Raw genomic sequence first — 21566 nt, 5'->3', positions numbered from 1 at the left:
GAACGCCACTGCGGCTACATTGGATCAATGCGGAATGAGTATGTCCAGGCGGTCCTTGCCGTTGTCAGGCTGGTTTCGCCAGGATCCGCAGTATCGTACGGTGATGTCGCCGAGCTCCTGGGCTCCGGTGGGCCCCGGCAGGTGGGCTCGGTGATGAGCCACTACGGAAGCGGTGTGCCCTGGTGGCGTGTCCTGAAAGCGAGCGGGCATGCCCCCGAAGGCCACGAAGCCCAGGCCCTGTACCGCTACCTCGAGGAGGGAACCCCGCTGAAGGGAGACCATGCCGCGTACCTCCGGACAGGGGAGGGACGTTGGCGCGTGGATTTGGCTGCGGCCCGCTGGGCCCCAACCGACGAAGATTTTGAGCGGATCGACGCCGCCGCCGGGGAGTTGGAGAGTCGGCTCCGGAGTTTGTCAGTGGCTGATGATGGAATGAGTTTGTGACAGTAACAATCCCCTTGAACGGCCCGTTGGCCCCGCGGCAGGAGCCGAAGGAAGACCCGGAGGCCGCATTCCCCGGTGCCTCTGCCCTTCGGCTGCTCCCGCCCCGCCGGGTACATGCGGAAGCAATCCAGCTGACGCAGGACCAGCAGGCAGCGGTGGATGTTCCGCAGGGCTCAGGGCCAGTCCTGGTGCCGGGTGCGCCGGGGACAGGAAAGACCACCGTCCTGGTCGAGGCCGCCGTCCAGCGCGTCTTCCGTGACGGGGTGGACCCGGAGCGCATGCTGATCCTGGCACCCACCCGCCTTGCCGCAGACTTCCTGAGGGACCGCTTCACAGCCCGGCTGGACCGGAGCCTCAGCACCACTCCCGCCAGGACGTGGGCGTCCTATGCATTCGACCTCATCCGGCGGGCCAAGGCCGAGGGCGTCATCCAGCTCTCGAGGCCACCCCGCCTGCTGTCCGGTCCGGAGCAGGACCTCATCATCAAAGAACTCCTGGAGGGACACAGGATCCCCGGCCTGGAGCTGCCGTGGCCGGCCGATCTCGACGGTGCACTGGAGACCCGCGGTTTCCGCCAGGAGGTGCGGCAGCTCTTTGACCGCGTCATTGAATCCGGCCGCACGGCCGAGGACCTGTTTCAGTTGGCGGACCAGTGCGGACGCCCGGACTGGAAAGCGGCGGCAGCGCTCTACGCCGAGTACCGGGACGTCCTGGACCTGCGGATGCCCGAAGCCTTCGACCCCGCCGGAATCATCACAGCCGCCCGCCAGATCTTCCAGGATGCCCCCGATTTCCTTGCCGCCGAGCGCGAGCGCCTGCAGGTGGTCCTGGTGGACGATATCCAGGAGGCCAACCCCGCCATCTTCGAACTGCTGGCCGATATTGCGGCCGGCAGCGACTCCTATGTGACGTCGTCTCCGGACACCGTTGTCCAGGGATTCCGTGGAGCCAGGCCGGACCTCGTGGCTGAACTGCCCCTGCTTCTGGCAGCGCAGGAGCCCGTCCTTGAACGTCCGCTCCGCTACGCGCACGGCATGGCCCCCGCGGTAGCCGAGTCGTGGCTGAGTGTTGCCGGCCGCATTTCCCAGCGCGCCGGCGGCCGGTTGGCGCGTCGACTGGAACCAATCGGCCGGCCGGCCAGGGAGGATGGCCCGGCGCCGGACGGGAACGAGGCCCGGCCCGGCCGCGTTGAGGCCCACCTGGTCCCCACGCCTGTCCATGAACTGCGTTATGTTGCACAGCGGATCCTGGACCAGCACATCAACCACAACCGCGGACTTGGCGACATGGCGGTGATCGTCCGCAATGGCGGCCAGGTCAGCGAGCTGCAGCGGTATCTGTCCGGGCAGGGCATCCCGGTCCGGGTGCCCGTGGCGGAATCCGCGGTCCGGGACGAGGTAGCGGTCCGGCCGCTCCTGGATGCCTTCGCCGTTGCCTTGGATCCGTCCCTGCTGACGCCGGAAGCCGCCGTGGCCCTCCTGACGTCCCGCATCGGGGGAGCCACGTCCATCGAGCTCCGCCGGCTCCGGCAATCGCTGCGCCGGGAGGAGCTCCTGGGCGGAGGCGGGCGAGCCAGCGACGTGCTCTTGGTCGAGGCGCTGCTCGAGCCCGGAGCGCTCGGTGCCCTGGGCATTGAAGGCCGGGCAGCGCGGCGGACCGCCCGGATGGTCCAGGCCGGCAGGGCGGCAGCCGCATTGCCCGGTTCCAACGCCGAATCAGTGTTGTGGGCTCTGTGGAACTCCACCGGCCTTGCCTCGGCATGGACTGCAACTGCGTTGTCGGGCGGTCCGCACGGGGCCCGGGCCGACCGCGACCTTGACGCGATGATGGCCCTCTTCCACACCGCTGAACGCTATGTGGACCAGATGCCCGGTGCGGGTCCTGAGCAGTTCCTGGAATACCTGCTGAACCAGGAGCTTCCGATGGACACCCTCGCTGCCCGCGCCCAGCTGGATGACGCCGTTGAATTGATGACGCCGGCCAGCGCCGCTGGCCGCGAATGGCCGGTTGTCATCATCGCTGGCCTGCAGGAGGGTGTGTGGCCCAACACCAGGCTCCGCGGCGAGCTGCTCGGCAGCACCCTGTACGCGGACGCCGTGGAACACGGGCCGGAGTATGCGCTCCAGCGCGATCCGTTGAGCCGGTTGAGGGACATCCGCTATGACGAATTGCGCAGTTTCTCCACGGCAGTATCGCGCGCACGCGAACTCCTGGTGTGCACCGCCGTCTCATCGGAAGACGACCAACCGTCATCCTTCCTGGATTTCGTCGCACCCCTGGAACCGGGGCAGGAGGGTCGGGTTTTCACCCAGGTCGAGCGGCCCATGACCCTGCGCGCCTTGGTGGCCGAACTCCGGCAACATGCCCAGTCCGATGCTGCGGATCCCGCGCACAGGGAGGAGGCTGCCAAGGTGCTGGCACACCTTGCCGCTGTGGAACCTGCGGTCGCGGGTGCCCACCCGGACAGCTGGTGGGGGCTGGCCCCGCTGACGTCCTCCGAGGCCGTGGTCCCTCCGGGGTCAACCGTGTTCGTGTCCCCGTCCAAGGTGGAGACCGTTCAGAAGTCGCCCTTGGACTGGTTTGTCCAAGCGGCGGGCGGGGAGGCAGCCACCGACTTCGCCCGCAGCCTTGGCACCCTTGTGCACGCCATTGCCCAGGACATGCCGGAAGCGTCCGGCTCCGAGTACGTTGCAGAGCTGGTGCGGCGTTGGCCGGCGCTGGGGATGAAGGATAACTGGGAAGGCCGGCTGGATTTCCAGCGCGCCGAGTCCATGGTGCGGAAGTTGGCGCAGTATGTGGTGGCCATGAGGGCTGAAGGCCGCAGCCTGCTGGGCGTGGAAATGGACTTCGACGTCGCCCTTGGGGACGTGGTGGTGGATGCCGCCGCGCCGCGCGAATCAGTGCTCCGCGGGCAGGTTGACCGGCTGGAGGTCGACGGCGAGGGCCGCCTGGTGGTGGTGGACCTTAAGACCGGCAAACGGCAGCCCGGCAAGGGGGAACTCTCCCGCCATCCACAACTTGGGGCCTACCAGGCGGCAGTGGTCGCCGGTGGTTTCGAGGCCGGCCCGAACCAGAGCGGCCTGTCCGGAGGCGCCGTGTTGGCGCAGCTCGGCACAGGGGCCAAGAACCCGTCCATCCAGCAGCAGGAACCCCTGGACCCGCAGGAGAACTGGGCGTTGGACATGGTTAGGGAAGCGGCCGCCGTGATGGGGGGCAGCGAATTTATCGCACGGCATGATCCGGCCAAGGGCAGCCACGGCGGCCATGGCTGCCGGCTTCCAGAGATATGTCCGCTGTGTGCGCGTGGAAGGCAGGTAACTGAATGAGCCAGCTGATGAAGGTCCTGCCTGCGGGGGAGGAAACGGCCACACCCAGGTTCAGTCCGGAAGAACTGTCCGTGCTGCTCGGCGAAAAGAACATCCCGACGCCGGAACAGTCCGCCATCATCTCTTCCCCCCTGGCGCCAAGGCTGGTGATCGCGGGGGCGGGCTCGGGAAAGACCGCAACGATGGCGGACCGGGTGGTATGGCTCGTGGCTAACGGCTGGGTCACGCCGGAGGAAGTCCTTGGGGTGACGTTCACCCGGAAGGCCGCCGGCGAGCTCGCCAGCCGGATCCGGTCGAAGCTGCTGGCACTGCAGCGCCTTGTCGCGAAGGACACCGGCGGTGGGACGTTTCCGGAGGGCCTGCGGAGCAGCGACGCACTGGAACCCAAGGTGTCCACGTACCATTCCTTCGCCAGCGGCATCGTCTCCGATTACGGCCTCCGGCTGGGCGTGGAACGCGATGTGGTGCTGCTGGGCGGGGCGCAGGCATGGCAGCTTGCCAGTGAGGTTGTTGAGGCCTACGACGGCGACTACGCCCACTTCCGTGCCGCGAAATCCACCCTGGTGAAGGCCGTCATCCAACTGGCGGGGGAGTGCGCCGAGCACCTCCAGGAACCCGAAGACGTCGAAGCCTGGTTGATGGCGCGCCTCTCGGAGTTCGAGTCCCTGCCGTATCTGGCGGATAAGAAGAAGAACCCGCCGCAGGCGGCCGCGGAGCTTGCCGGAATGCTGCGGACCAGGGCAAGCGTCGCTGACATGGTGGGCCGCTACTCTGCGGCGAAACGAGCCCGCGGCGCCCTCGATTTCGGTGACCTCGTGGCCCTCGCCGCGAAAGTGGCACAGGAGGTTCCCCTGGCGGCCACGATGGAGAGTCAGCGGTACAAGGTTGTCCTGCTCGACGAGTTCCAGGACACGTCGTACGCGCAACTGGTACTTTTTTCCCGCCTTTTCGGCGGCGGCCATGCGGTCACGGCAGTCGGCGACCCCAACCAGTCGATTTATGGGTTCCGCGGCGCTTCCGCCGGGCAGTTGTTCCACTTCGTCCGTGAATTTCCCGTCCGGACCGGCAAAACGGAGGAGGATCCGGGTTGGGCGCCCGCCCCGACCTCCTACTTGACCACAGCCTGGCGGAACGGCCGCTCCATCCTTGCTGCCGCCAATGTCATGTCCCAGGCCCTCGGCCTAGCGGCGGCCAGGCGCGGCCCTGCCGGAGGCAAGGCGGCCGCTGCCGAAGTGCCCCCGCTGCAACCCAGCCCTCATGCCGTGGATGGAGCAGTGGTCCTGGGACGTTTCGCCAGTGACGTCGACGAAGCCTCAGCGCTCGCCGAGGACGTCCTGCGGTATAAGGTGACGGACTTCGAAGCCAATGCAGACGGAACTTCTGTTCCCCCTGCCCTGGCCGTCCTGTGCCGCAGGCGCGCCCAGATGGAGACCGTCCGCCGGCAATTCGAGGCCCGGGGCATCGCCTACGAAATCGTGGGCCTCGGCGGCCTGCTGGATACCCCCGAGATCGTCGACCTCGTCGCCACCCTGCGCGTCCTTGCGGACCCGGGCCGATCCGATGCCCTCATGCGGCTCCTGGCCGGTGCGCGGTGGCGCATAGGTCCCGCGGACCTGATGGCCTTGCGGGACTGGTCCAGCCACCTTGCGCGAAGCCGCGGCAAAGCCTCGGCCGGGCTTGACGCCGACGGCCCCGAGGCCGAACTCGACGCCGGTGACGGGCCCGTCCTGGAAAGTGACCTGACGGACGCGGCCAGCCTCGTGGAAGCCCTGGACTTCCTGCCGCGCGACGGGTGGACGTCGTCAAACGGACGTACCCTTGGTGCGCCGGCCCGTGCCCGTCTTGCCCGGTTGTCCGCGGAACTGCGGCAACTGCGCGGTTACCTTGGAGATGACCTCACCACGCTCCTGGGTGAAGTGGAACGGGCGATGCTCCTGGATATCGAGGTGGCGGCACGGCCGGGGATCAGCATCCACCAGGCGCGGCGCAACCTCGACGCCTTCCAGGACGCGGCCGCAGGATTCCTCCGAACCTCCCAGCGGGTGGATATCCTCGCCTTTCTGTCATGGCTTGAAGCTGCCTCCGCCGAGGAGAACGGCCTGGAAGCGCCTGCGAGCGACGTGAACCGGGAAGCAGTCCAGTTGTTGACCGTCCATGCGTCCAAGGGCCTCGAATGGGACGTGGTCTTCGTGCCCGGTCTGAACGCGGGTGCCTTCCCGAGCGATAGGGATTCCCGCTGGAGCAGCGGGACGGCAGCCCTTCCCTGGCCCCTGCGCGGGGACCGGGCCGACCTTCCCCAGTGGGATATGGAACAACCGGACCAGAAGGGATGGCTGGACGCCGAGAAGGATTTCAAGGCGGCGGCGCAGGCACACGGGGAAGAAGAGGAACGGCGGCTCGCCTACGTTGCCTACACCAGGGCCAAACATGTGCTGTGGGTATCCAGCGCCGGCTGGGTGGGTTCACGCGCCGGACGGGCAGAGATGTCCCCCTTCCTGGCGGAGCTTGAAACGCTGGCCCAACCGGCCGGCGACGAACATCAGGCTGCTGCCCTCGTCCATCCGTTGTCCCTGGAAGAGGCTGCCCTTCCGGACGAAAGTCCTTTGACGCTGGAGACGGAAGAAGCGGTGTGGCCCTATGACCCGCTGGAGGGTCCGACGGATGCGAGGACCGGGGAGCGGCTCCGCATGTCCCGTGGGCGCAGGGCAGCTATGGAGGGCGCGGCTGAGCGCGTGGTTGGCATGCTGAAGGCCGGCGTGGTCCTGCCGGATGCGTCCGGGCAAGCCGGCGGAGCAGGCATGTCCCGGCACGACGGGAAGCCTCAGCTCACGGGAGCGGCCGCCGGCTGGGCGAGGGAAGCTGCACTGCTGCTGGAACGCAGGGCCAGAAGGTCAGGTGGCCAGGAGGTGCACCTGCCTACCCATATCTCCGCCTCCACCCTCGTGGACCTCGGGGAGGACCCTGAAGCGGTGGTGGGTCGGCTGCGCAGGCCAGTTCCCCGCGAACCGGGCATGTCCGCGCGAAAGGGCACGGCCTTCCACGCCTGGGTGGAAGAGTACTTCGGAACCGCCGGGATGCTTGACCTCGGCGAAGCGCCGGGGTCGGACGACCACATCGACGCTGCCTACGACCTCGACGACATGGTGGCCACGTTCAAGGCATCCCCATGGGCCGACAGGTCCCCGGCCTTCGTTGAGGTGCCGGTTGAGACGCGGGTGGGTGACGTTGTTGTCCGGGGACGGGTCGACGCCGTCTTCCAGGACGCCGACGGCCGCTGGGACCTGGTGGATTGGAAGACCGGCCGGCGCCCGTCAGCCGGCCAGCTGAAGACCCGTTCGATCCAGCTGGCGGTGTACCGGCTTGCCTGGGCACGCCTGAAAGGCGTTCCGCTGGAGGACGTGCGGGCTGCGTTCTTCTATGTGGCGGACAACGCCGTGGTTCGGCCGCACGACCTCGGGACGGCCGCCGAGCTGGAAGGAATCGTGGCGCGCGCCCTCGCACGGACGTGAGGCTCCGGTTCACCGCGCCCGGCGCAGCGGGGTGGCCCGGTGCGGATCAGCCCTGTTTGACGTTTATGACCGAGATGGCGGCGGTGGAGGTGTCATCCGGGCCTTTGATCGTCGGCGTACCATCCTCGGTGTCGGGTGCCTCCTCCACCGGGATGGGCGTCACATGCACTGCGGGCTGTGCGGGCGCTGCCGGTTCTGCCGGGACCGGGACAACCGTGACGGCGGGGGAGGACCCCGAATGTGCGGGGGTGGGCGAGGCTGCCGACGCTGAGCTTTCCGCCGGCACCGGTGCCGCCGCTTCGGCGTTGTCCGGCCTTGAGGGGTCCGGGAGGGGCTCGACGCTGATGGGCTGGCCACCGAACTCGGCGATGTCGCTGGCCAGGCTTTCAAGCATGCCCTCTGCCTCGCTGACCATGGCCTCATCATCCGCTGCGAGTCCCTTGACCAGGTATTGCGCCAGAGCGAACTCCGCTGACAGTGCAGCCCGGCGCAGGAGGTGCTGGTCTGGGGCGTCACGGCGGCCGGCGGTGTAGGCCTTCAGCACGGCATCAACGAAGTCCTGCTCATTCGAGGCGACCAGCCAGGCGAAGTCGTCGGCGGGGTCACCGATCCTCAGGTCCGTCCAGCCGGTTACAGCCGTGACCCGCCCTGCCTCGATGAGCAGGTTGTCTTCGTGCAGGTCGCCGTGGACCACGCAAGGGTTGAAACGCCACAGGGACACGTCCTCCATGGCATGTTCCCAGCGGCGCAGCAACGCGGCCGGAATCTTCCCCGTGGTCGCGGCCTGGTCCAGCTCATTCAGCCTCCGTTGGCGGAACTCGTTAGGGGTGTAGCTGGGGAGATCGGCGTTGCTCACCAGCGACCGGGGCAGGTCGTGAATGGCAGCCAGGGCGGTACCGATCTCGCGGGCGACGCTGCCCGGACCGGAGGTCAATTCCTCGACGCTGCGCGTGGTGCCCGACAGGTGCGAGTAAACAAAGGTGCTCAGGGTTCCCAGCCGTACGCTGCCGGCTACCGTGGGCATAAGGAAGGGCAGTTCGGCCCGCACGGCTGGAGCGAAGGCCCGCAATACCAGAAACTCCGTCTCCAGCCGGGCGCTGGCCTCCGCATGCCGCGGCGACCTGACCCGCCAGCGCTTGCCTTCTGAGTCCAGGAGCAGGGCAGAGTCGAAGTCCGCGGGATCATCCGGTGCAGAGCTAACGGCCGTCGGCGTCAGTCCGGGGACTGCCGCGGTTGCAATGGCCGCCAGCTCAATCGGTTTTCTTCTCACCGTTCCACGGTAGATTGCCAGCTGTCCCAGACTGAGGTGTGCCGGCGGCGAGTCTTGAGATTGCTTGAATTCCGGGGGCATTCCGCACAGGCAAACCGCACCGTGAAATGTGAAATGTCCGGGGCAGTCAGTACGGTGGACTCATGAGCCACACGGAGTCTGTCCTACCCGTTCACCAGGCTGCGCCGGCAGAGTTGCCCGCGAACCACCTGGCGGACACCCTGCTCCCGGTGCGGCCGGCCCTGGTGGACCGGGGATCTGCCGCCCGCGTCAGGCCCGGCATGATCGATGACCTGCTGGCAGGTCCGGATGCCTTGGCCGTCGTCCTGTCGGGCCGGAGGGGCCTGGTGCAGGAAAGCACCATGGTCCTCGCCTCCGCCAGGGAACTCCTGGCGGAGCTGGAGAGGGCCGGGTCAACCCCGGACCTCGTGGTGTACCTCGGCTCCGCCCTGCCCGGTTCGGACCTTCCCGAGGGCACGGAAATGTTGCTGTTCGTCCTGCCCCAGCCGCCCGAACCCGGTACGGCCGGGATCCCTGCGGATGCGTCCTGGGCCGGGTTCAGGGACGTCGCGGCAGGCCTGACTGCCACCTCTGCGGCGTTGTTCGTGGAGTCCAGCGCCATCGCCAACTGGCATGCCGGCCACACGCACTGCCCGCGCTGCGGCACACCCACGGAGGTGGAAGCCGGCGGGTGGGTCCGCCGTTGCCCTGCGGACAACTCGGAACACTATCCCCGGACCGATCCCGCGATCATCGTCACTGTCGTGGGCGCGGATGGGCGGCTGCTGCTGGGTGGCGGGGGTCCCTTGGATGCCATTAATTACTCCACCCTTGCCGGCTTTGTTGAGCCGGGCGAATCGCTGGAGCAGGCCGTCGTACGCGAGATCCAGGAGGAAGTGGGGGTCCGGGTTTCGGCCTGCCAGTATCTGGGCTCCCAGTCGTGGCCATTCCCCGCCTCCCTTATGCTTGGATTTACCGCCGTCACCGAAGACACCCAGGCAACGCCCGACGGCGTGGAGGTCACCAGGGCTCGCTGGTTCAGCCGCGAGGAACTCCAGGAAGCCGTGCTCAGTGGCGAAATCACCATTTCCAGCAGGCTTTCCATTGCCCGTTCGCTGATTGAGCACTGGTACGGCGGCCGGATCCGGGACCTGACCGGAGCCTAAGTTATTCCATCCACCAGACTCCAGCACGCGGTAGTCGAGAAACAAAGCAGCAGAAGTGACTACAGAGAATTTTGACGGCGCAGCCTCCCTTGAGGACCGGATCCTCGGTGGGCTGGACGCAGAACAGCGTGAAGTGGCCAGCACCCTCAACGGTCCTTTGTGCGTCCTGGCCGGAGCGGGTACGGGCAAGACCCGCGCCATCACGCACCGCATCGCCTACGGCGTCCATTCGGGGGTCTACACGCCGCAGCGACTGCTTGCGGTGACCTTCACCGCCCGGGCCGCGGCCGAGATGCGCAGCCGCCTGCGGGACCTGGGTGCCGGCAATGTCCAGGCAAGGACCTTCCATGCGGCCGCTCTGCGCCAACTTCAGTTCTTTTGGCCGCAGGCGGTGGGCGGCACCCTGCCGAACCTGCTGGACCACAAAGCCCAGATCCTCGCCGAGGCCGCCCGGCGGCTGAGGCTGAGCACCGACCGTGCGTCCATCCGCGACCTCGCCTCGGAGATTGAATGGGCCAAGGTGTCCATGTTGACGCCTGCCAATTACCTGGAGAACGCGCAGGGGCGCGGCGCGCCCGGGGGATTCGACCTCACGGCGGTGGCCCGCGTCTTCCAGTCCTACGAGGATGTCAAGACGGACCGCAACGTGATCGACTTCGAGGATGTCTTGCTGATTACGGTGGGCATCCTGCAGGAGGACGAGAAGGTGGCTGCCACCGTCCGGGAGCAGTACCGGCACTTCGTGGTGGACGAATACCAGGACGTTTCGCCGCTGCAGCAGCGTCTCCTCGAACTCTGGCTTGGTGGCCGCGACGAACTCTGCGTGGTGGGCGACGCCAGCCAGACCATCTATTCCTTCACCGGAGCATCGCCCCGCCACCTGCTGGACTTCAAGACCCGCTACCCTCAGGCCAACGTGGTCAAGCTCATCCGGGACTACCGTTCCACGCCCCAGGTGGTGAAGCTGGCCAACGACCTGCTGGCCGGCCGCCGCAGCGGCGGCCCCGCTGCCGACGCCGCCTGGGCCACACCCCTGCAACTCGTGGCCCAGCGTCCCGCCGGCCCCGTGCCCCAGTTCACCGAATGCACGGACGACGAAGCCGAAGCCGCCACCGTGGCGCAAAAAATCAAGGCACTGCTCGACGCCGGGACACCGGCCAGCGAAGTCGCTGTCCTATTCCGCACCAACGGCCAGTCCGAGGCATACGAACAGGCGCTGGCAGCGGCGGGAATCGGCTACCAGCTGCGGGGCGGCGAACGCTTCTTCGCGCGCAAAGAGGTCCGGGACGCCATCCTCCAGCTCCGCGCCGCCACCAGGGCCGTGAGTGAAACGGACTCCCCGGAACCGCTCGGCCAGTTGGTCCGGGACATCGTTTCCTCGCTCGGCTACACGGACTCCGCACCCCACAGCGGCGGAGCCCTCCGCGAACGGTGGGAGTCATTGGCGGCGCTGGTGGCACTGGCCGACGAACTGGCGCAGAACCGCGGTCCGGAATTCGGGCTCGGCGACTTCGTCAACGAGCTCCAGGAGCGTTCCCTCGCCCAGCACGCCCCCACCGTCCAAGGCGTGACGCTCGCCTCCCTGCACGCAGCCAAGGGATTGGAATGGGATGCCGTTTTCCTGGTGGGGCTCAGCGAAGGCCTGATGCCCATTTCCTTCGCGGATTCGCCCGAATCGGTCGACGAGGAGCGCCGGTTGCTCTATGTCGGGATCACCCGCGCCCGTGAACACCTCTCGCTGTCGTGGAGCACGGCTCGGACTCCCGGCGGCCGGGCCAACCGCAAGCCGTCCCGTTTCCTCGACGGGCTGCGGCCCGACTCCGTCGCCAGCTCCAGCGCCCGCGGCAAGGGACCGGTTCCGCGCCGCAAGGCGGCCGCTCCGGCAGTCTGCCGGGTTTGTGGCAGCATGCTGTCCACCGGGGCGGAGCGCAAGGTGGGCCGCTGCAACGCGTGTCCCCCGAGCTACGAGGAACAGACCTTTGACGCCCTCCGGAACTGGCGGCGCGACGTCGCCCAGTCCGCCGACGTCCCCGCTTTCGTCGTCTTCACCGACGCCACCCTCACGGCGATAGCCGAGGCGCGGCCGGCCTCCCTGGAAGAACTTGCCGGGCTGGCCGGCATCGGTCCTTCCAAGCTTGAACGCTATGGGGAGGACGTCCTGAAGGTCCTTGCCGAAAGCAGCGTCCTGTGAGGCGCGGAAGCCCGCCCGTCAGTCACCAGCAGCCCGCTGCCGTCCTGACCACCAACGGTGGATCCCCCGTGGAGGTGCGGCGGTCCGCTCGCCGCACCCGGACCGTCGCAGCATTCTGGGAAGACGGCACCGCGGTGGTCGCCATTCCGGCCCGGTTCACCGCGGCCCAAGAACGTGAGTGGGTTCACCGGATGCTGGCAAAGCTGCACAAACAGGGGGAGCGGCCCGCGGCTTCCGGTCGGCGGCGTCCCGCCACCGACGAAGCCCTGGCGGCCCATGCCGCCCGGTTGTCCGCGAAGTACCTTGGCGGCCGGGCAACGCCCACATCGGTCCGCTGGGTCGGCAACCAAAACTCGCGGTGGGGTTCCGCGACCCCCGCCGAGGGGACCATCCGCCTGTCCGACAAGCTGCGCCCGATGCCCCAATGGGTGATCGACTACGTCCTGCTGCACGAACTGGCGCACCTGCTGGTGGCGTCGCACAATGCGGCGTTCTGGCAGTTGCTTGACGCCTACCCCGAAACCGGGCGCGCGAAGGCGTTCCTGGAAGGTGTCTCGTATGCCACCTCGCGGGGCCTGGACAAAGACGCCGCCTCGCACCGCGTGCCCAACGATGCCGGGGACCCCTGGCCGGGCGACGCCGACTAGGACAACCCAACGCGCAGCGACCGGCGCCAACGGCGCAGGCCGGGCTCAAAGCATGGCACGACGCAGAGCGCTGGTTAAAGCACCGGCGCGGCCGGGAAACCCCGGCCGCGCCGCCCAGTCTCAGCTCTTCGGCTGGTCCGGACCGCCGTCGTTATCCTTGTGGTCCGTGTCCTGGCCGGCGTTGTCCGCGTCCGCGCCGGCGGCGGTGCCACCGTCAGCGCCAGGCGCCTCGTCAAAACCGCCGCTGAGCAACTTCTGCAGGGCGTCATCGACCTCGCTGTCGCTGGCTTCGGCGAGTTTCCGGCGGGAGCTGAAACCCTTCGGGTCATCGAGGTCTTCGGCGGTGGGCAGCAGGTCGGGGTGGTGCCAGATTGCGTCGCGGCCTTCAATGCCGCGCTCATCCTTCAGCGTTGCCCACAGGGTGGCGGCGTCGCGCAGGCGGCGCGGCCGCAGCTCCAGCCCCACCAGGGAGGCAAAGGCGTGTTCGGCGGGACCGCCGGTGGCCCTGCGTCGCCGCACCGTTTCACGCAGTGCGCCGGCGGACGGCAGCACCTTCTCCGTGGCGGCCGCTGTAAGTTCGTCCACCCAGCCCTCCACCAGAGCCAGTGCCGTCTCAAGCTTCTCCAGTGCCTGCTCCTGGGCGGGGGTCCGCTGGGGCATGAACACGCCCTGGGAGAGCGCCTCCTGGATGCCTTCCGGGTTGCTCGGGTCGAGGTCGCGGGCGAGCTCCTCGATACGGGAGGTGTCGATATGGATGCCACGGGCGTAGGCCTCGATAGCGCCAAGCAGGTGGCCACGGAGCCACGGCACCTGCACGAACAGGCGCGCGTGCGCCGCCTCCCGCACGGCCAGGAACAACCGGATCTCATTCTCGGGCAGCGACAGGCCTTCACCGAACGCCGCAACGTTGGCCGGGAGGAGCGCCATTTCAAGGTCGGCGAGCGGGACGCCGATATCTGTGGAGCTGACAACATCCTTGGACAGGGCCCCGATGGCTTGCCCCAGTTGCATGCCAAAGATAGCCCCACCCATGTTCTGCAGCATCGAGGAGGCGCCGCCCATCATGGACTTCATCTCCTCGGGCATCTGCTCCGTCATGGCGGAGGACAGGGCATTGGCGATGCTGTTGGCCACCGGTTCGGTCAGCCGCTTCCAGGTGCCAAGGGTTGCTTCCACCCACTCGGCACGGGACCAGGCTTTGCCGATCAGCCCGGTGGCGGGCAGGTCCGTTACCGGGTCCAGCCACAGTTCGGCCAGGCGGAGTGCTTCGTCGACGTCCCGCGACTGCTGCCCGGTGACCGACGGGTCCGAACTGCCGGCAGCCACGCGCCGAGCGTTGTCGTGCGCCAGAGTCCAGTTGACGGGGCCTTCGGACGGCGCACTCATCATCGCCTGCACCTGCGAGAACATCTGGGCCAGCAGGTTGGGGTCGTCGGGCAGGCCGGCAGCCTTGGCGAGCTCGGCGGGATCGAAGTTTTCCATCCCCTTGCCGCCCATCAGGTTCTGCAGCATCTCGGTCAACGGATCCTTGGGATTGTCGTCGCCGTTGGACGGATTGAGTGGGTTGGAGGTCATGGTCCCGCCGATCGATGGTGTGACTGTTGATCAGTCTTCACGGTACCCCGGTGGGGCGCGGCTGTCTGCCGCCCGCCGCCGTCGTTCGCTCTAGGCAAAGCGCCCCCGGGACACGTTCACCGCGTAGTGTTGGTGGGGTGACTACAACCCGTGGCGGCCATCCCTCCGAGGACCACGTTCCCGAGCTTCGCCCCTTCTCCGATCCGGAACCAACGGGAGGCATCGGCCCCCTTGATGGCGAGGACGGCAGCGGCTCAGCAGGTGGCACGGTTGCGGACGACGGCGGACGGCCGGGCAGGCGGCTGTCCACCATGATGGTTGCCGGGCTGGCGGCGCTGGGGCTGGGCATCGCTGTTGGCACCCTTCCGGTGCCGTACGTCATCGAGTCACCAGGGCCCACGTACAACACGCTGGGGGAGAGCCAGGGGCATCCGGTCATTAATGTCAGCGGCCATGAAACCTACCCTGCGGCCGGAAGCCTGGACCTGACCACGGTGTACGTTGACGGCGGCCCTACCGGCTCCGTCAGCGTCCTCACCGCCTTCTCCGCGTGGCTGGACAGTTCAAAAGCCGTTTATCCGGAAGAGCTGATCTATCCCACGGGCACCACCAAGGAAGCGGCCCAGGAGCAAAGCGCGGTGGCCATGACCACGTCACAGGAGAATGCCGTTGCCTCGGCACTGAATGAACTCAAGATTCCTTTCAGCCAGCAACTCCAGGCCGCGGACCTGTCAAAGGATTCGGCGTCGGCCGGAAAGATCCAGCAAGGCGACGTTTTGAAGACCATCGACGGCAAGGACATTACGTCCCTGTCCGTCATCCAGGATGAACTGGCGGCCGGCAGAGGTGCGCCGGCAACAGTGACGGTGGAGCGCGCGGGCCAGCCGGTGACAGTGGACATCACGCCAAAGGACAACGGCCAGGGCCGCTACATTCTTGGCGTCATGCTGAAGTACCTGTTCAATTTCCCCTTCCAGGTGCAGATATCCCTGGACAAGGTGGGCGGACCGAGCGCAGGGCTCATGTTCTCGCTGGGCATCATCGACACCGTTACGCCGGGTGACCTCACCGGGGGCAAACACATCGCGGGTACGGGGACCATCGCCCCGGACGGCACGGTTGGCCCCATCGGCGGCATCGCGCAGAAGATGCGTGGTGCCCGTGCAGCCGGCGCCACCGTCTTCCTCGCGCCCGCCGGCAACTGCGACGAGGTTGCCGGCCACGTTCCGGCCGGCCTCCGGGTGGTCCGGGTGGAAAACCTGTCCCAGGCCCGGCGCGCGGTGGAGGCAGCAGGCAGCGGCAAGGAGACTTCCGGCCTGCCGACCTGCGCAAACAACTAGACTGGGCGCAATTAGAACCGACAGGAACTAAGCTCCACCGCCACTCGTGGCACAGATGACGGACCAAACCAGCCGTTTTTGGCCGGTAGGGTACGTCGCTCGCACGCTTCGAATATTCTGACGACCAGCTATGAGGTACCCAGTTTGTCCCGTCCCGCCAGCACCATGCCCACAGGCAGACCCCCTTCACGACGCGGCGCCCTGACGCCCACCCTGATCGTTGTCGCCCTGGTGGTAGTGGGCTTCATCTTCTTCGCCAACGTCTGGACCGACGTCCTCTGGTACCGGCAGCTGGGCTTCATCGAGGTCTTCATCACGGAGAACCTGGCCAAGATCGCCACGTTCGTGGCCGGCTTCGCCCTCATGTTCGCGGCCGTCTTCTTCGCTATCCGGATCGCCTACAACGCCCGGCCGGTGTACGCGCCGGACTCCGAAGTGCGGGACAACCTCAACAGGTATCAGGCCCAGCTGGAGCCGGTCCGCCGGATCGTCATGGTGGGGCTTCCGGTCCTGTTTGGCCTCTTTGCGGGCAGCGCCGCCGCGAGCCAGTGGCAGAAGGTGCTGCTCTTCTTCAACCAGGTGGGCTTCGGACAAACCGACCCGCAGTTCAACATGGACATCAGCTTCTACCTGATGACCCTGCCCTTCCTGGGGTTCGTGACCGGTTTCCTCATCAGCGTGGTGGTCATTGCCGGCATCGCGGGGATCCTCACCCACCACCTGTACGGCAGCATCCGGCTCATGGAGCGCGGCGTGTTCACCAGCCGGGCTGCACAGATCCACATTGCCGTCACGGGCGCGGCCTTCCTGGTGCTCCTGGGCGTCAACTTTTGGCTGGACCGCTTCTCGTCGGTGCAGAACAACGGCGGCCGCTGGGCCGGTGCCCTGTACACCGATGTCAACGCCGTCATCCCCACCAAGGCCATCCTCGCTGTCGCGGCCGCCCTGGTGGCAGTCCTGTTCATCGTCGCCGCCGTAATCGGCCGCTGGCGCCTGCCGGTGATCGGCACGGCCATGCTTATCATTACCTCCATCCTGGCCGGCGGCGTCTACCCGTGGGTGATCCAGCAGTTCCAGGTGCGTCCTTCCGAGCAGACGCTGGAAAGCCAGTACATCCAGCGCAATATCAACAACACCCGCAAGGCGTACGGATTGGACGGCATCCAGGAAACCCGCTACGACGCCACGAATACGGCAAGCTCCGGTGCGCTGGCGCCGGACGCCCAGACCACGGCGAATATCCGGCTGCTGGATCCGAACCTGATCTCGGACGCGTTTGCGCAGCTGGAACAGTACCGCCCCTACTACCAGTTCCCCAAGGCCCTGAATGTGGACCGCTACGAGGTTGACGGCAAGGTCCAGGACACCGTGATTGCGGTGCGCGAGCTGAACCCCACCAACGTTGCGACCAACCAGCAGGGCTGGCTGAACCAGCACGTGGTGTACACCCACGGTTACGGTGTTGTGGCCGCAAAGGGCAACAAGTTCACGGTCGACGGCAAACCTGAGTTCCTTCAGTCCGGCATCCCGTCCACCGGCGTCCTCGGCAGTGATTCCACTTACGAGCCGCGAATCTACTTCGGTGAGTCCTCGCCGGAATACTCGATCGTGGGCGCACCTGACGGTGCCCAACCGCGCGAACAGGACCGCCCCTCCGGCAAGGAAGGGGAGGGTGAAACCCAGTACAGCTTCAAGGGCAACGGCGGCCCCAATGTCGGCTCGTTCTTCAACAAGATCCTGTACGCGATCAAGTTCCAGTCCTCGGACCTGCTGCTTTCGGACGGTGTGAACTCCGAGTCGCAAATCCTGTACGACCGGAACCCCCGCGAACGTGTCCAGAAGGTGGCCCCGTACCTGACGGTGGATGGCGGCTCCTACCCGGCGCTGGTGGACGGCCGGGTCAAGTGGATCGTGGATGCCTACACCACCAGCCAGTACTACCCCTACTCGCAGCAAAAGCAGCTCTCCGATGCGACGGCTGATTCCCAGACCAGTTCCGGCCGTGCCGTGGCGCTGCCCAACAGCACGGTGAACTACATCCGGAACTCGGTCAAGGCCACGGTGGACGCCTATGACGGTTCGGTCACCCTGTATGCCTGGGACGATACCGACCCCGTCCTCAAGGCCTGGCAGAAGGTCTTCCCGTCGTCGCTAAAGCCGTACTCGGAGATGTCCGGTGCGCTCATGAGCCATGTCCGCTACCCGGAGGACCTCTTCAAGGTCCAGCGTGAGCTCCTGGGGCAATACCACGTGACGGAGCCCACCAGCTTCTACAAGAACAACGATGTGTGGAGCACGCCGGCCGATCCCACGGTGAGTACTGACGTCAAGCAGCCGCCGTTCTATATGTCCCTGCAGATGCCCGACCAGCAGAAGCCGGCGTTCCAGCTGACCTCGTCGTTCATCCCGCAGATTGTCAATGGAAACGCGCGGAACGTCCTGTATGGCTTCCTGGCCGCCGACTCGGACGCCGGCAACCAGGCGGGCGTGAAGGCTGACGGCTATGGCAAGCTGCGGTTGCTGCAGATACCGCCGGAAACCCAGGTGCCCGGACCCGGGCAGGCGCAGAACAAGTTCAACTCGGACCCCACCGTGTCGCAGGCCCTGAACCTGTTGCGGCAAGGCGCATCGGATGTGCTGAACGGCAACTTGCTCACCCTGCCCGTGGGCGGCGGCATCCTCTATGTCCAGCCGGTCTACCTCAAGTCGACAGGCGAGACTTCCTACCCGACCCTGCAGCGCGTGCTGGTGGCCTTCGGTGACAAGGTGGGCTTCGCGCCCACCCTGGACGCAGCCCTGAAACAGCTCTTCGGAGGCGATTCGGGGGCAGCGGCCGGTGATTCGGCCAATAACGGGCAAACGCCCGCCGGGCCGGCAGCGCCTTCGACGCCGGCGGAAGCCGACGCCAAGGCCCAGCTGAAGGCGGCCCTGGATGACGCCAACTCGGCCATCCAGGCGGGCCAGGCGGCTCTGGCGGCCGGTGACTTCGCGGCCTACGGCGACGCGCAGAAGAAAGTCTCGGCCGCGCTGAAGAAGGCGATGGATGCGGAAGCCAAGATTCCGGTTACTGCTCCGGAGGCCAGCCCGGCACCGGCAGCCTCCGGCTCACCTTCGGCGGCGCCGTCTCCGTCAGCGAGCCGCTAGCCCGACGACGGCTGCCCGGCATCCACCCCTCCATGGGCTCGGGTGCCGGGCAGCGTAACGGACGTCACGCCTCCTCGATTTGGCCTCCGGTTCACCTCCCGGTAAAGTAGTTCTTGCGACGCGGGGTGGAGCAGTTCGGTAGCTCGCTGGGCTCATAACCCAGAGGTCACAGGTTCAAATCCTGTCCCCGCAACTGGAAGAAGGCCCGAACATTGGGAACAATGTTCGGGCCTTCTGCTTTGTCCGCGAAGTGTTGCCGGCCCCTTCGGGCGGTGCTCAAGGTGGTCGGGCCGGCTGCAAAAGTAGGGTAGTGTTGATCAAGCGACGCGGGGTGGAGCAGTTCGGTAGCTCGCTGGGCTCATAACCCAGAGGTCACAGGTTCAAATCCTGTCCCCGCAACTATGGAAAGCCCCGCCGGCAGTTACGCCGGCGGGGCCTTCTTTTTGCCTGGATGCGCGCAGTTCCTAGTATTCTCTTTCGCAGGGCCCCACGATCCGTGGGCAGCCACACGCCATTCTTGAGAGGTATGTTGTTCGATGGCCACACCCACGAAGAAGCCCGGCACCGCGACGGGTAAGCGGTCCCGGCTCTACTGGGCGGTTCCCGCCGTCCTCGTGGCGCTGGTCCTGGCAGTGCTGGTCGCCAGGCTGCTGATGGGGCTGCCCGCAGTTGCTTCGTTCGTGGCCGATTACCCGGGCCGCTCCGAACTGCCTGCCGGCGCCCCCGTGGGGTTCCCGGCATGGCTCGCCTGGCAGCACTTCCTGAACGGTTTCTTCCTGCTCCTGATCATCCGCACAGGATGGCAGGTGCGGACCACCACCCGTCCCAGCGGGCATTGGACCCGCAACAACAAGGGCCTGATCCGCACCAGGAACGCGCCCACCAAGATCAGCCTGGAGCTCTGGTTCCACTTGACCCTCGATGCCCTGTGGATCCTGAACGGGCTGGTCTTCGCCGTCGTGCTGTTCGCCACCGGCCAGTGGATGCGCATCGTCCCCACGAACTGGGATGTGGTTCCCAACGCCCTCTCGGCCGCGCTGCAGTATGCCTCGCTGGACTGGCCCACGGAGGACGGCTGGATCAACTACAACGCGCTGCAGCTCCTGGCCTACTTCGCGACCGTCTTCATCGCCGCGCCGCTGGCATTCATCACCGGGTTGCGGATGTCCTCCGCGTGGCCGAAGAGGGCAGCCGGGCTCAACAAGGCCTACCCGATCGAATGGGCGCGTGCCGTCCACTTCCCGGTGATGATCTATTTCGTGGCCTTCATCGTGGTCCACGTCTTCCTGGTGCTCACCACCGGCGCCCTGCGTAACCTGAACCACATGTATGGTGTCCAGGACGGGGATGGCTGGTTCGGTTTCTGGGTTTTCCTTGCGTCCGTGGCGGTCATGGTGGCAGCCTGGTTCCTGGCCCGCCCGATCTTCCTGAGGCCCATTGCGTCCCTGATGGGCAAGGTCAGCCGCTAGGCTCAGCGTCCTTGAGCTGCTGGTAGGCGTTCAGCGCCCGTTCCCGTGATTCCGGCAGGTCCACGAGCGGTTCCGGGTACCCTTGGACCCCTGACTTCCAGGGTTCGTGGATGGCCTTGCCGTCCAGTTCGGAAAGTTCCGGGATGAACTCGCGCAGGTACCTCCCGGCGGCGTCGAATTTCTTGCTCTGCGTGACGGGATTGAAGATCCGGTAGTACGGTGAGGCATCGGCGCCGGAACCCGCCACCCACTGCCAGTTGGCCGGGTTGTTGGCGGCGTCCGCGTCCACCAGGGTGTCCCAGAACCATTCCTCCCCGATCCGCCAATCGGTCAGGAGGTTCTTGACCAGGAAGGATGCGGCCGCCATCCGGACCCGGTTGTGCATCCATCCCGTCTGCCACAGCTGCCGCATTCCGGCGTCAACGAGGGGATAGCCTGTGTGTCCGTGCTGCCACGCTGCCAGTTCCCGTTTGCCCGGCGACCCCCACTGGAACCTGTCGAACGCCGGCCGGAAGTTTTGGGTGGCCAAGTCCGGATTGTGGTAGAGCAAATGCCAGTTGAACTCGCGCCAGCCCAGTTCGGAACGGAATATTCCGACGTCGGCAGGGACTTTGCGGGGGTGGCGGCGGCGAATCTCCCGCCACACGCGGAACGGGCTGATCTCGCCGAAGCGCAGGTAGGGTGACAGCCTGCTGGTGCCATCGGTGCCGGGGAGGTTCCTCCCCGTGCCGTATTCTTCGATGGGGCCGTCCAGGAAGTCCTCCAGGCGGTGTGCGGCGCCCTTTTCGCCGGGCTCCCAGGCCTTGGCGAGGCCGCCGCTCCAGTCGGGGGAGGTGGGCAGGAGCGCCCAGCTGCCCAGCGTGTCGGAGGCGGGCAGCCCGCGACCGGACGGAGCGGGTCCGGGCAACGTCCCCGGTGCCTCCAGGGGGTCGCGGATGTCCGCCGCGGCCAGGCAAGCCCGCCAGAAGGGTGAATAGACCTTGTACGGGCCACCCGCGCCAGTGGTAATGGTCCAGGGCTCGAAGAGGAGGTTCGCCTGGAAGCTGGCGGCTTCGATGCCGTTGCTGCCGGCCCAGTCCTTGATTCCGGCATCAACACTTCGCTCGGACAGACCGTACCGCCGGTTCCAAAAGATGTGGGACGCATTGGTCCGGGTGGCCAGTTCCTGGATGATGCCCGCCGCGGGACCGCGGCGCAGGACCAACCTGGAACCTTTTCCTTCCAGGTCCGCGGCCAGCGCCGATAAGGAATGGTGCAGCCACCACCGGGCAGCACCACCGAGCGGGCGTATTCCTTCGGACTCCTCGTCGAGGATATAGACCACCGTCATGGAACCGCCCAGGCGGGCCGCGGCGTCCAGCGCCGGGTTGTCGTCCAGGCGCAGGTCGTCGCGCAGCCATACCAGGGACGTTTCTTCAGTGGATGCCATACCACCACGCTACACACTGGAGGCAAGGCAATGGCCGGGACACCGGTCCCGGCCAT

Annotated in this window: 12 protein-coding genes and 2 tRNA genes; 11 read left to right on the top strand and 3 right to left on the bottom strand. The window is 66.8% G+C overall.

All coding sequences use genetic code 11. The features are described from left to right. Nucleotides 1-27: 27 nt before the first annotated feature. Genes ACFVVC_RS06515 through ACFVVC_RS06505 form a run of 3 tightly spaced genes read left to right on the top strand, consistent with a single transcriptional unit; the run spans nucleotide 28 to nucleotide 7279 of the window. On the top strand, nucleotides 28-444 hold the full coding sequence (locus ACFVVC_RS06515; RefSeq protein ID WP_387450353.1) for an MGMT family protein: 417 nt from the start codon (nucleotides 28-30) through the stop codon (nucleotides 442-444). After that, nucleotides 441-3770, top strand: a complete 3330-nt coding sequence (locus ACFVVC_RS06510; protein WP_387450351.1) for an ATP-dependent helicase — start codon at nucleotides 441-443, stop codon at nucleotides 3768-3770. The genes ACFVVC_RS06515 and ACFVVC_RS06510 overlap by 4 nt, the downstream gene beginning before the upstream one ends. Further along, entirely contained in the window at nucleotides 3767-7279 is a 3513-nt protein-coding gene (locus ACFVVC_RS06505) for a UvrD-helicase domain-containing protein (RefSeq protein WP_387450349.1), read from the top strand. The genes ACFVVC_RS06510 and ACFVVC_RS06505 overlap by 4 nt, the downstream gene beginning before the upstream one ends. A 46-nt stretch (nucleotides 7280-7325) precedes the next feature. Here ACFVVC_RS06505 and ACFVVC_RS06500 read toward each other — a convergent pair whose 3' ends face one another. Next, complete coding sequence (locus ACFVVC_RS06500; protein ID WP_387450347.1) at nucleotides 7326-8549, bottom strand: macrolide 2'-phosphotransferase; 1224 nt, start codon at nucleotides 8547-8549, stop codon at nucleotides 7326-7328. Between the two features lie 143 nt (nucleotides 8550-8692). Here ACFVVC_RS06500 and nudC point away from each other — a divergent pair, with 143 nt between their 5' ends. From nudC to ACFVVC_RS06485, 3 genes are read left to right on the top strand one after another with little or no spacing between them, the layout of a single operon-like run. After that, nucleotides 8693-9715 (top strand): NAD(+) diphosphatase, encoded by a 1023-nt coding sequence (gene nudC, locus ACFVVC_RS06495; protein ID WP_387450345.1) that lies wholly within the window; start codon nucleotides 8693-8695, stop codon nucleotides 9713-9715. A 55-nt stretch (nucleotides 9716-9770) separates the two neighbouring features. Further along, nucleotides 9771-11906: a UvrD-helicase domain-containing protein gene (locus ACFVVC_RS06490; protein ID WP_387450343.1), complete on the top strand. Its 2136-nt coding sequence runs from the start codon at nucleotides 9771-9773 to the stop codon at nucleotides 11904-11906. Next, complete coding sequence (locus ACFVVC_RS06485; protein ID WP_387450341.1) at nucleotides 11903-12553, top strand: YgjP-like metallopeptidase domain-containing protein; 651 nt, start codon at nucleotides 11903-11905, stop codon at nucleotides 12551-12553. Before ACFVVC_RS06490 ends, ACFVVC_RS06485 begins: the two co-directional genes overlap by 4 nt. 120 nt (nucleotides 12554-12673) lie before the next feature. Here ACFVVC_RS06485 and ACFVVC_RS06480 read toward each other — a convergent pair whose 3' ends face one another. Then, nucleotides 12674-14128 (bottom strand): zinc-dependent metalloprotease, encoded by a 1455-nt coding sequence (locus ACFVVC_RS06480; RefSeq protein ID WP_387450339.1) that lies wholly within the window; start codon nucleotides 14126-14128, stop codon nucleotides 12674-12676. A gap of 137 nt (nucleotides 14129-14265) precedes the next feature. On the opposite strand from ACFVVC_RS06480, the gene ACFVVC_RS06475 reads away from it, so the two are divergent. The 5 genes from ACFVVC_RS06475 (at nucleotide 14266) to ACFVVC_RS06455 (ending at nucleotide 20081) form a co-directional block, all read left to right on the top strand. Continuing rightward, nucleotides 14266-15468 carry a PDZ domain-containing protein gene (locus tag ACFVVC_RS06475; protein WP_387450338.1) on the top strand — a complete coding sequence of 401 codons (1203 nt, stop codon included), beginning with the start codon at nucleotides 14266-14268 and terminating at the stop codon, nucleotides 15466-15468. A 165-nt stretch (nucleotides 15469-15633) separates the two neighbouring features. Continuing rightward, nucleotides 15634-18612, top strand: a complete 2979-nt coding sequence (locus tag ACFVVC_RS06470; RefSeq protein WP_387450433.1) for a UPF0182 family protein — start codon at nucleotides 15634-15636, stop codon at nucleotides 18610-18612. A 119-nt stretch (nucleotides 18613-18731) separates the two neighbouring features. Then, nucleotides 18732-18805: transfer RNA gene (locus ACFVVC_RS06465), tRNA-Met, on the top strand. Nucleotides 18806-18937: 132 nt separating this feature from the next. After that, nucleotides 18938-19011, top strand: a tRNA-Met gene (locus ACFVVC_RS06460). 137 nt (nucleotides 19012-19148) lie between these two features. After that, entirely contained in the window at nucleotides 19149-20081 is a 933-nt protein-coding gene (locus ACFVVC_RS06455; RefSeq protein ID WP_387450337.1) for a cytochrome b/b6 domain-containing protein, read from the top strand. On the opposite strand, the gene ACFVVC_RS06450 is transcribed toward ACFVVC_RS06455, so the two are convergent. Continuing rightward, a complete protein-coding gene (locus ACFVVC_RS06450; protein ID WP_387450335.1) occupies nucleotides 20071-21510 on the bottom strand; it encodes a cryptochrome/photolyase family protein in 1440 nt (479 codons plus the stop codon). The two genes, ACFVVC_RS06455 and ACFVVC_RS06450, sit on opposite strands and share 11 nt — an antisense overlap. Nucleotides 21511-21566: the final 56 nt, after the last annotated feature.

It is taken from the genome of Pseudarthrobacter sp. NPDC058196 (genome assembly GCF_042882685.1).
GTDB lineage: Bacteria > Actinomycetota > Actinomycetes > Actinomycetales > Micrococcaceae > Arthrobacter.
The sequence above is the reverse complement of the archived record's forward strand: the minus strand, read 5'-3'. Positions and strand labels throughout refer to the sequence as shown.

Excerpts from the sequence above, each read along its gene's own strand:
- ACFVVC_RS06480 (WP_387450339.1), bottom strand. The coding sequence starts at position 14,128 with ATGACCTCCAACCCACTCAATCCGTCCAACGGCGACGACAATCCCAAG.
- ACFVVC_RS06515 (WP_387450353.1), top strand. The coding sequence starts at position 28 with ATGCGGAATGAGTATGTCCAGGCGGTCCTTGCCGTTGTCAGGCTGGTT.
- ACFVVC_RS06505 (WP_387450349.1), top strand. The coding sequence starts at position 3,767 with ATGAGCCAGCTGATGAAGGTCCTGCCTGCGGGGGAGGAAACGGCCACA.
- ACFVVC_RS06470 (WP_387450433.1), top strand. The coding sequence starts at position 15,634 with ATGCCCACAGGCAGACCCCCTTCACGACGCGGCGCCCTGACGCCCACC.
- nudC (WP_387450345.1), top strand. The coding sequence starts at position 8,693 with ATGAGCCACACGGAGTCTGTCCTACCCGTTCACCAGGCTGCGCCGGCA.
- ACFVVC_RS06450 (WP_387450335.1), bottom strand. The coding sequence starts at position 21,510 with ATGGCATCCACTGAAGAAACGTCCCTGGTATGGCTGCGCGACGACCTG.
- ACFVVC_RS06455 (WP_387450337.1), top strand. The coding sequence starts at position 19,149 with ATGGCCACACCCACGAAGAAGCCCGGCACCGCGACGGGTAAGCGGTCC.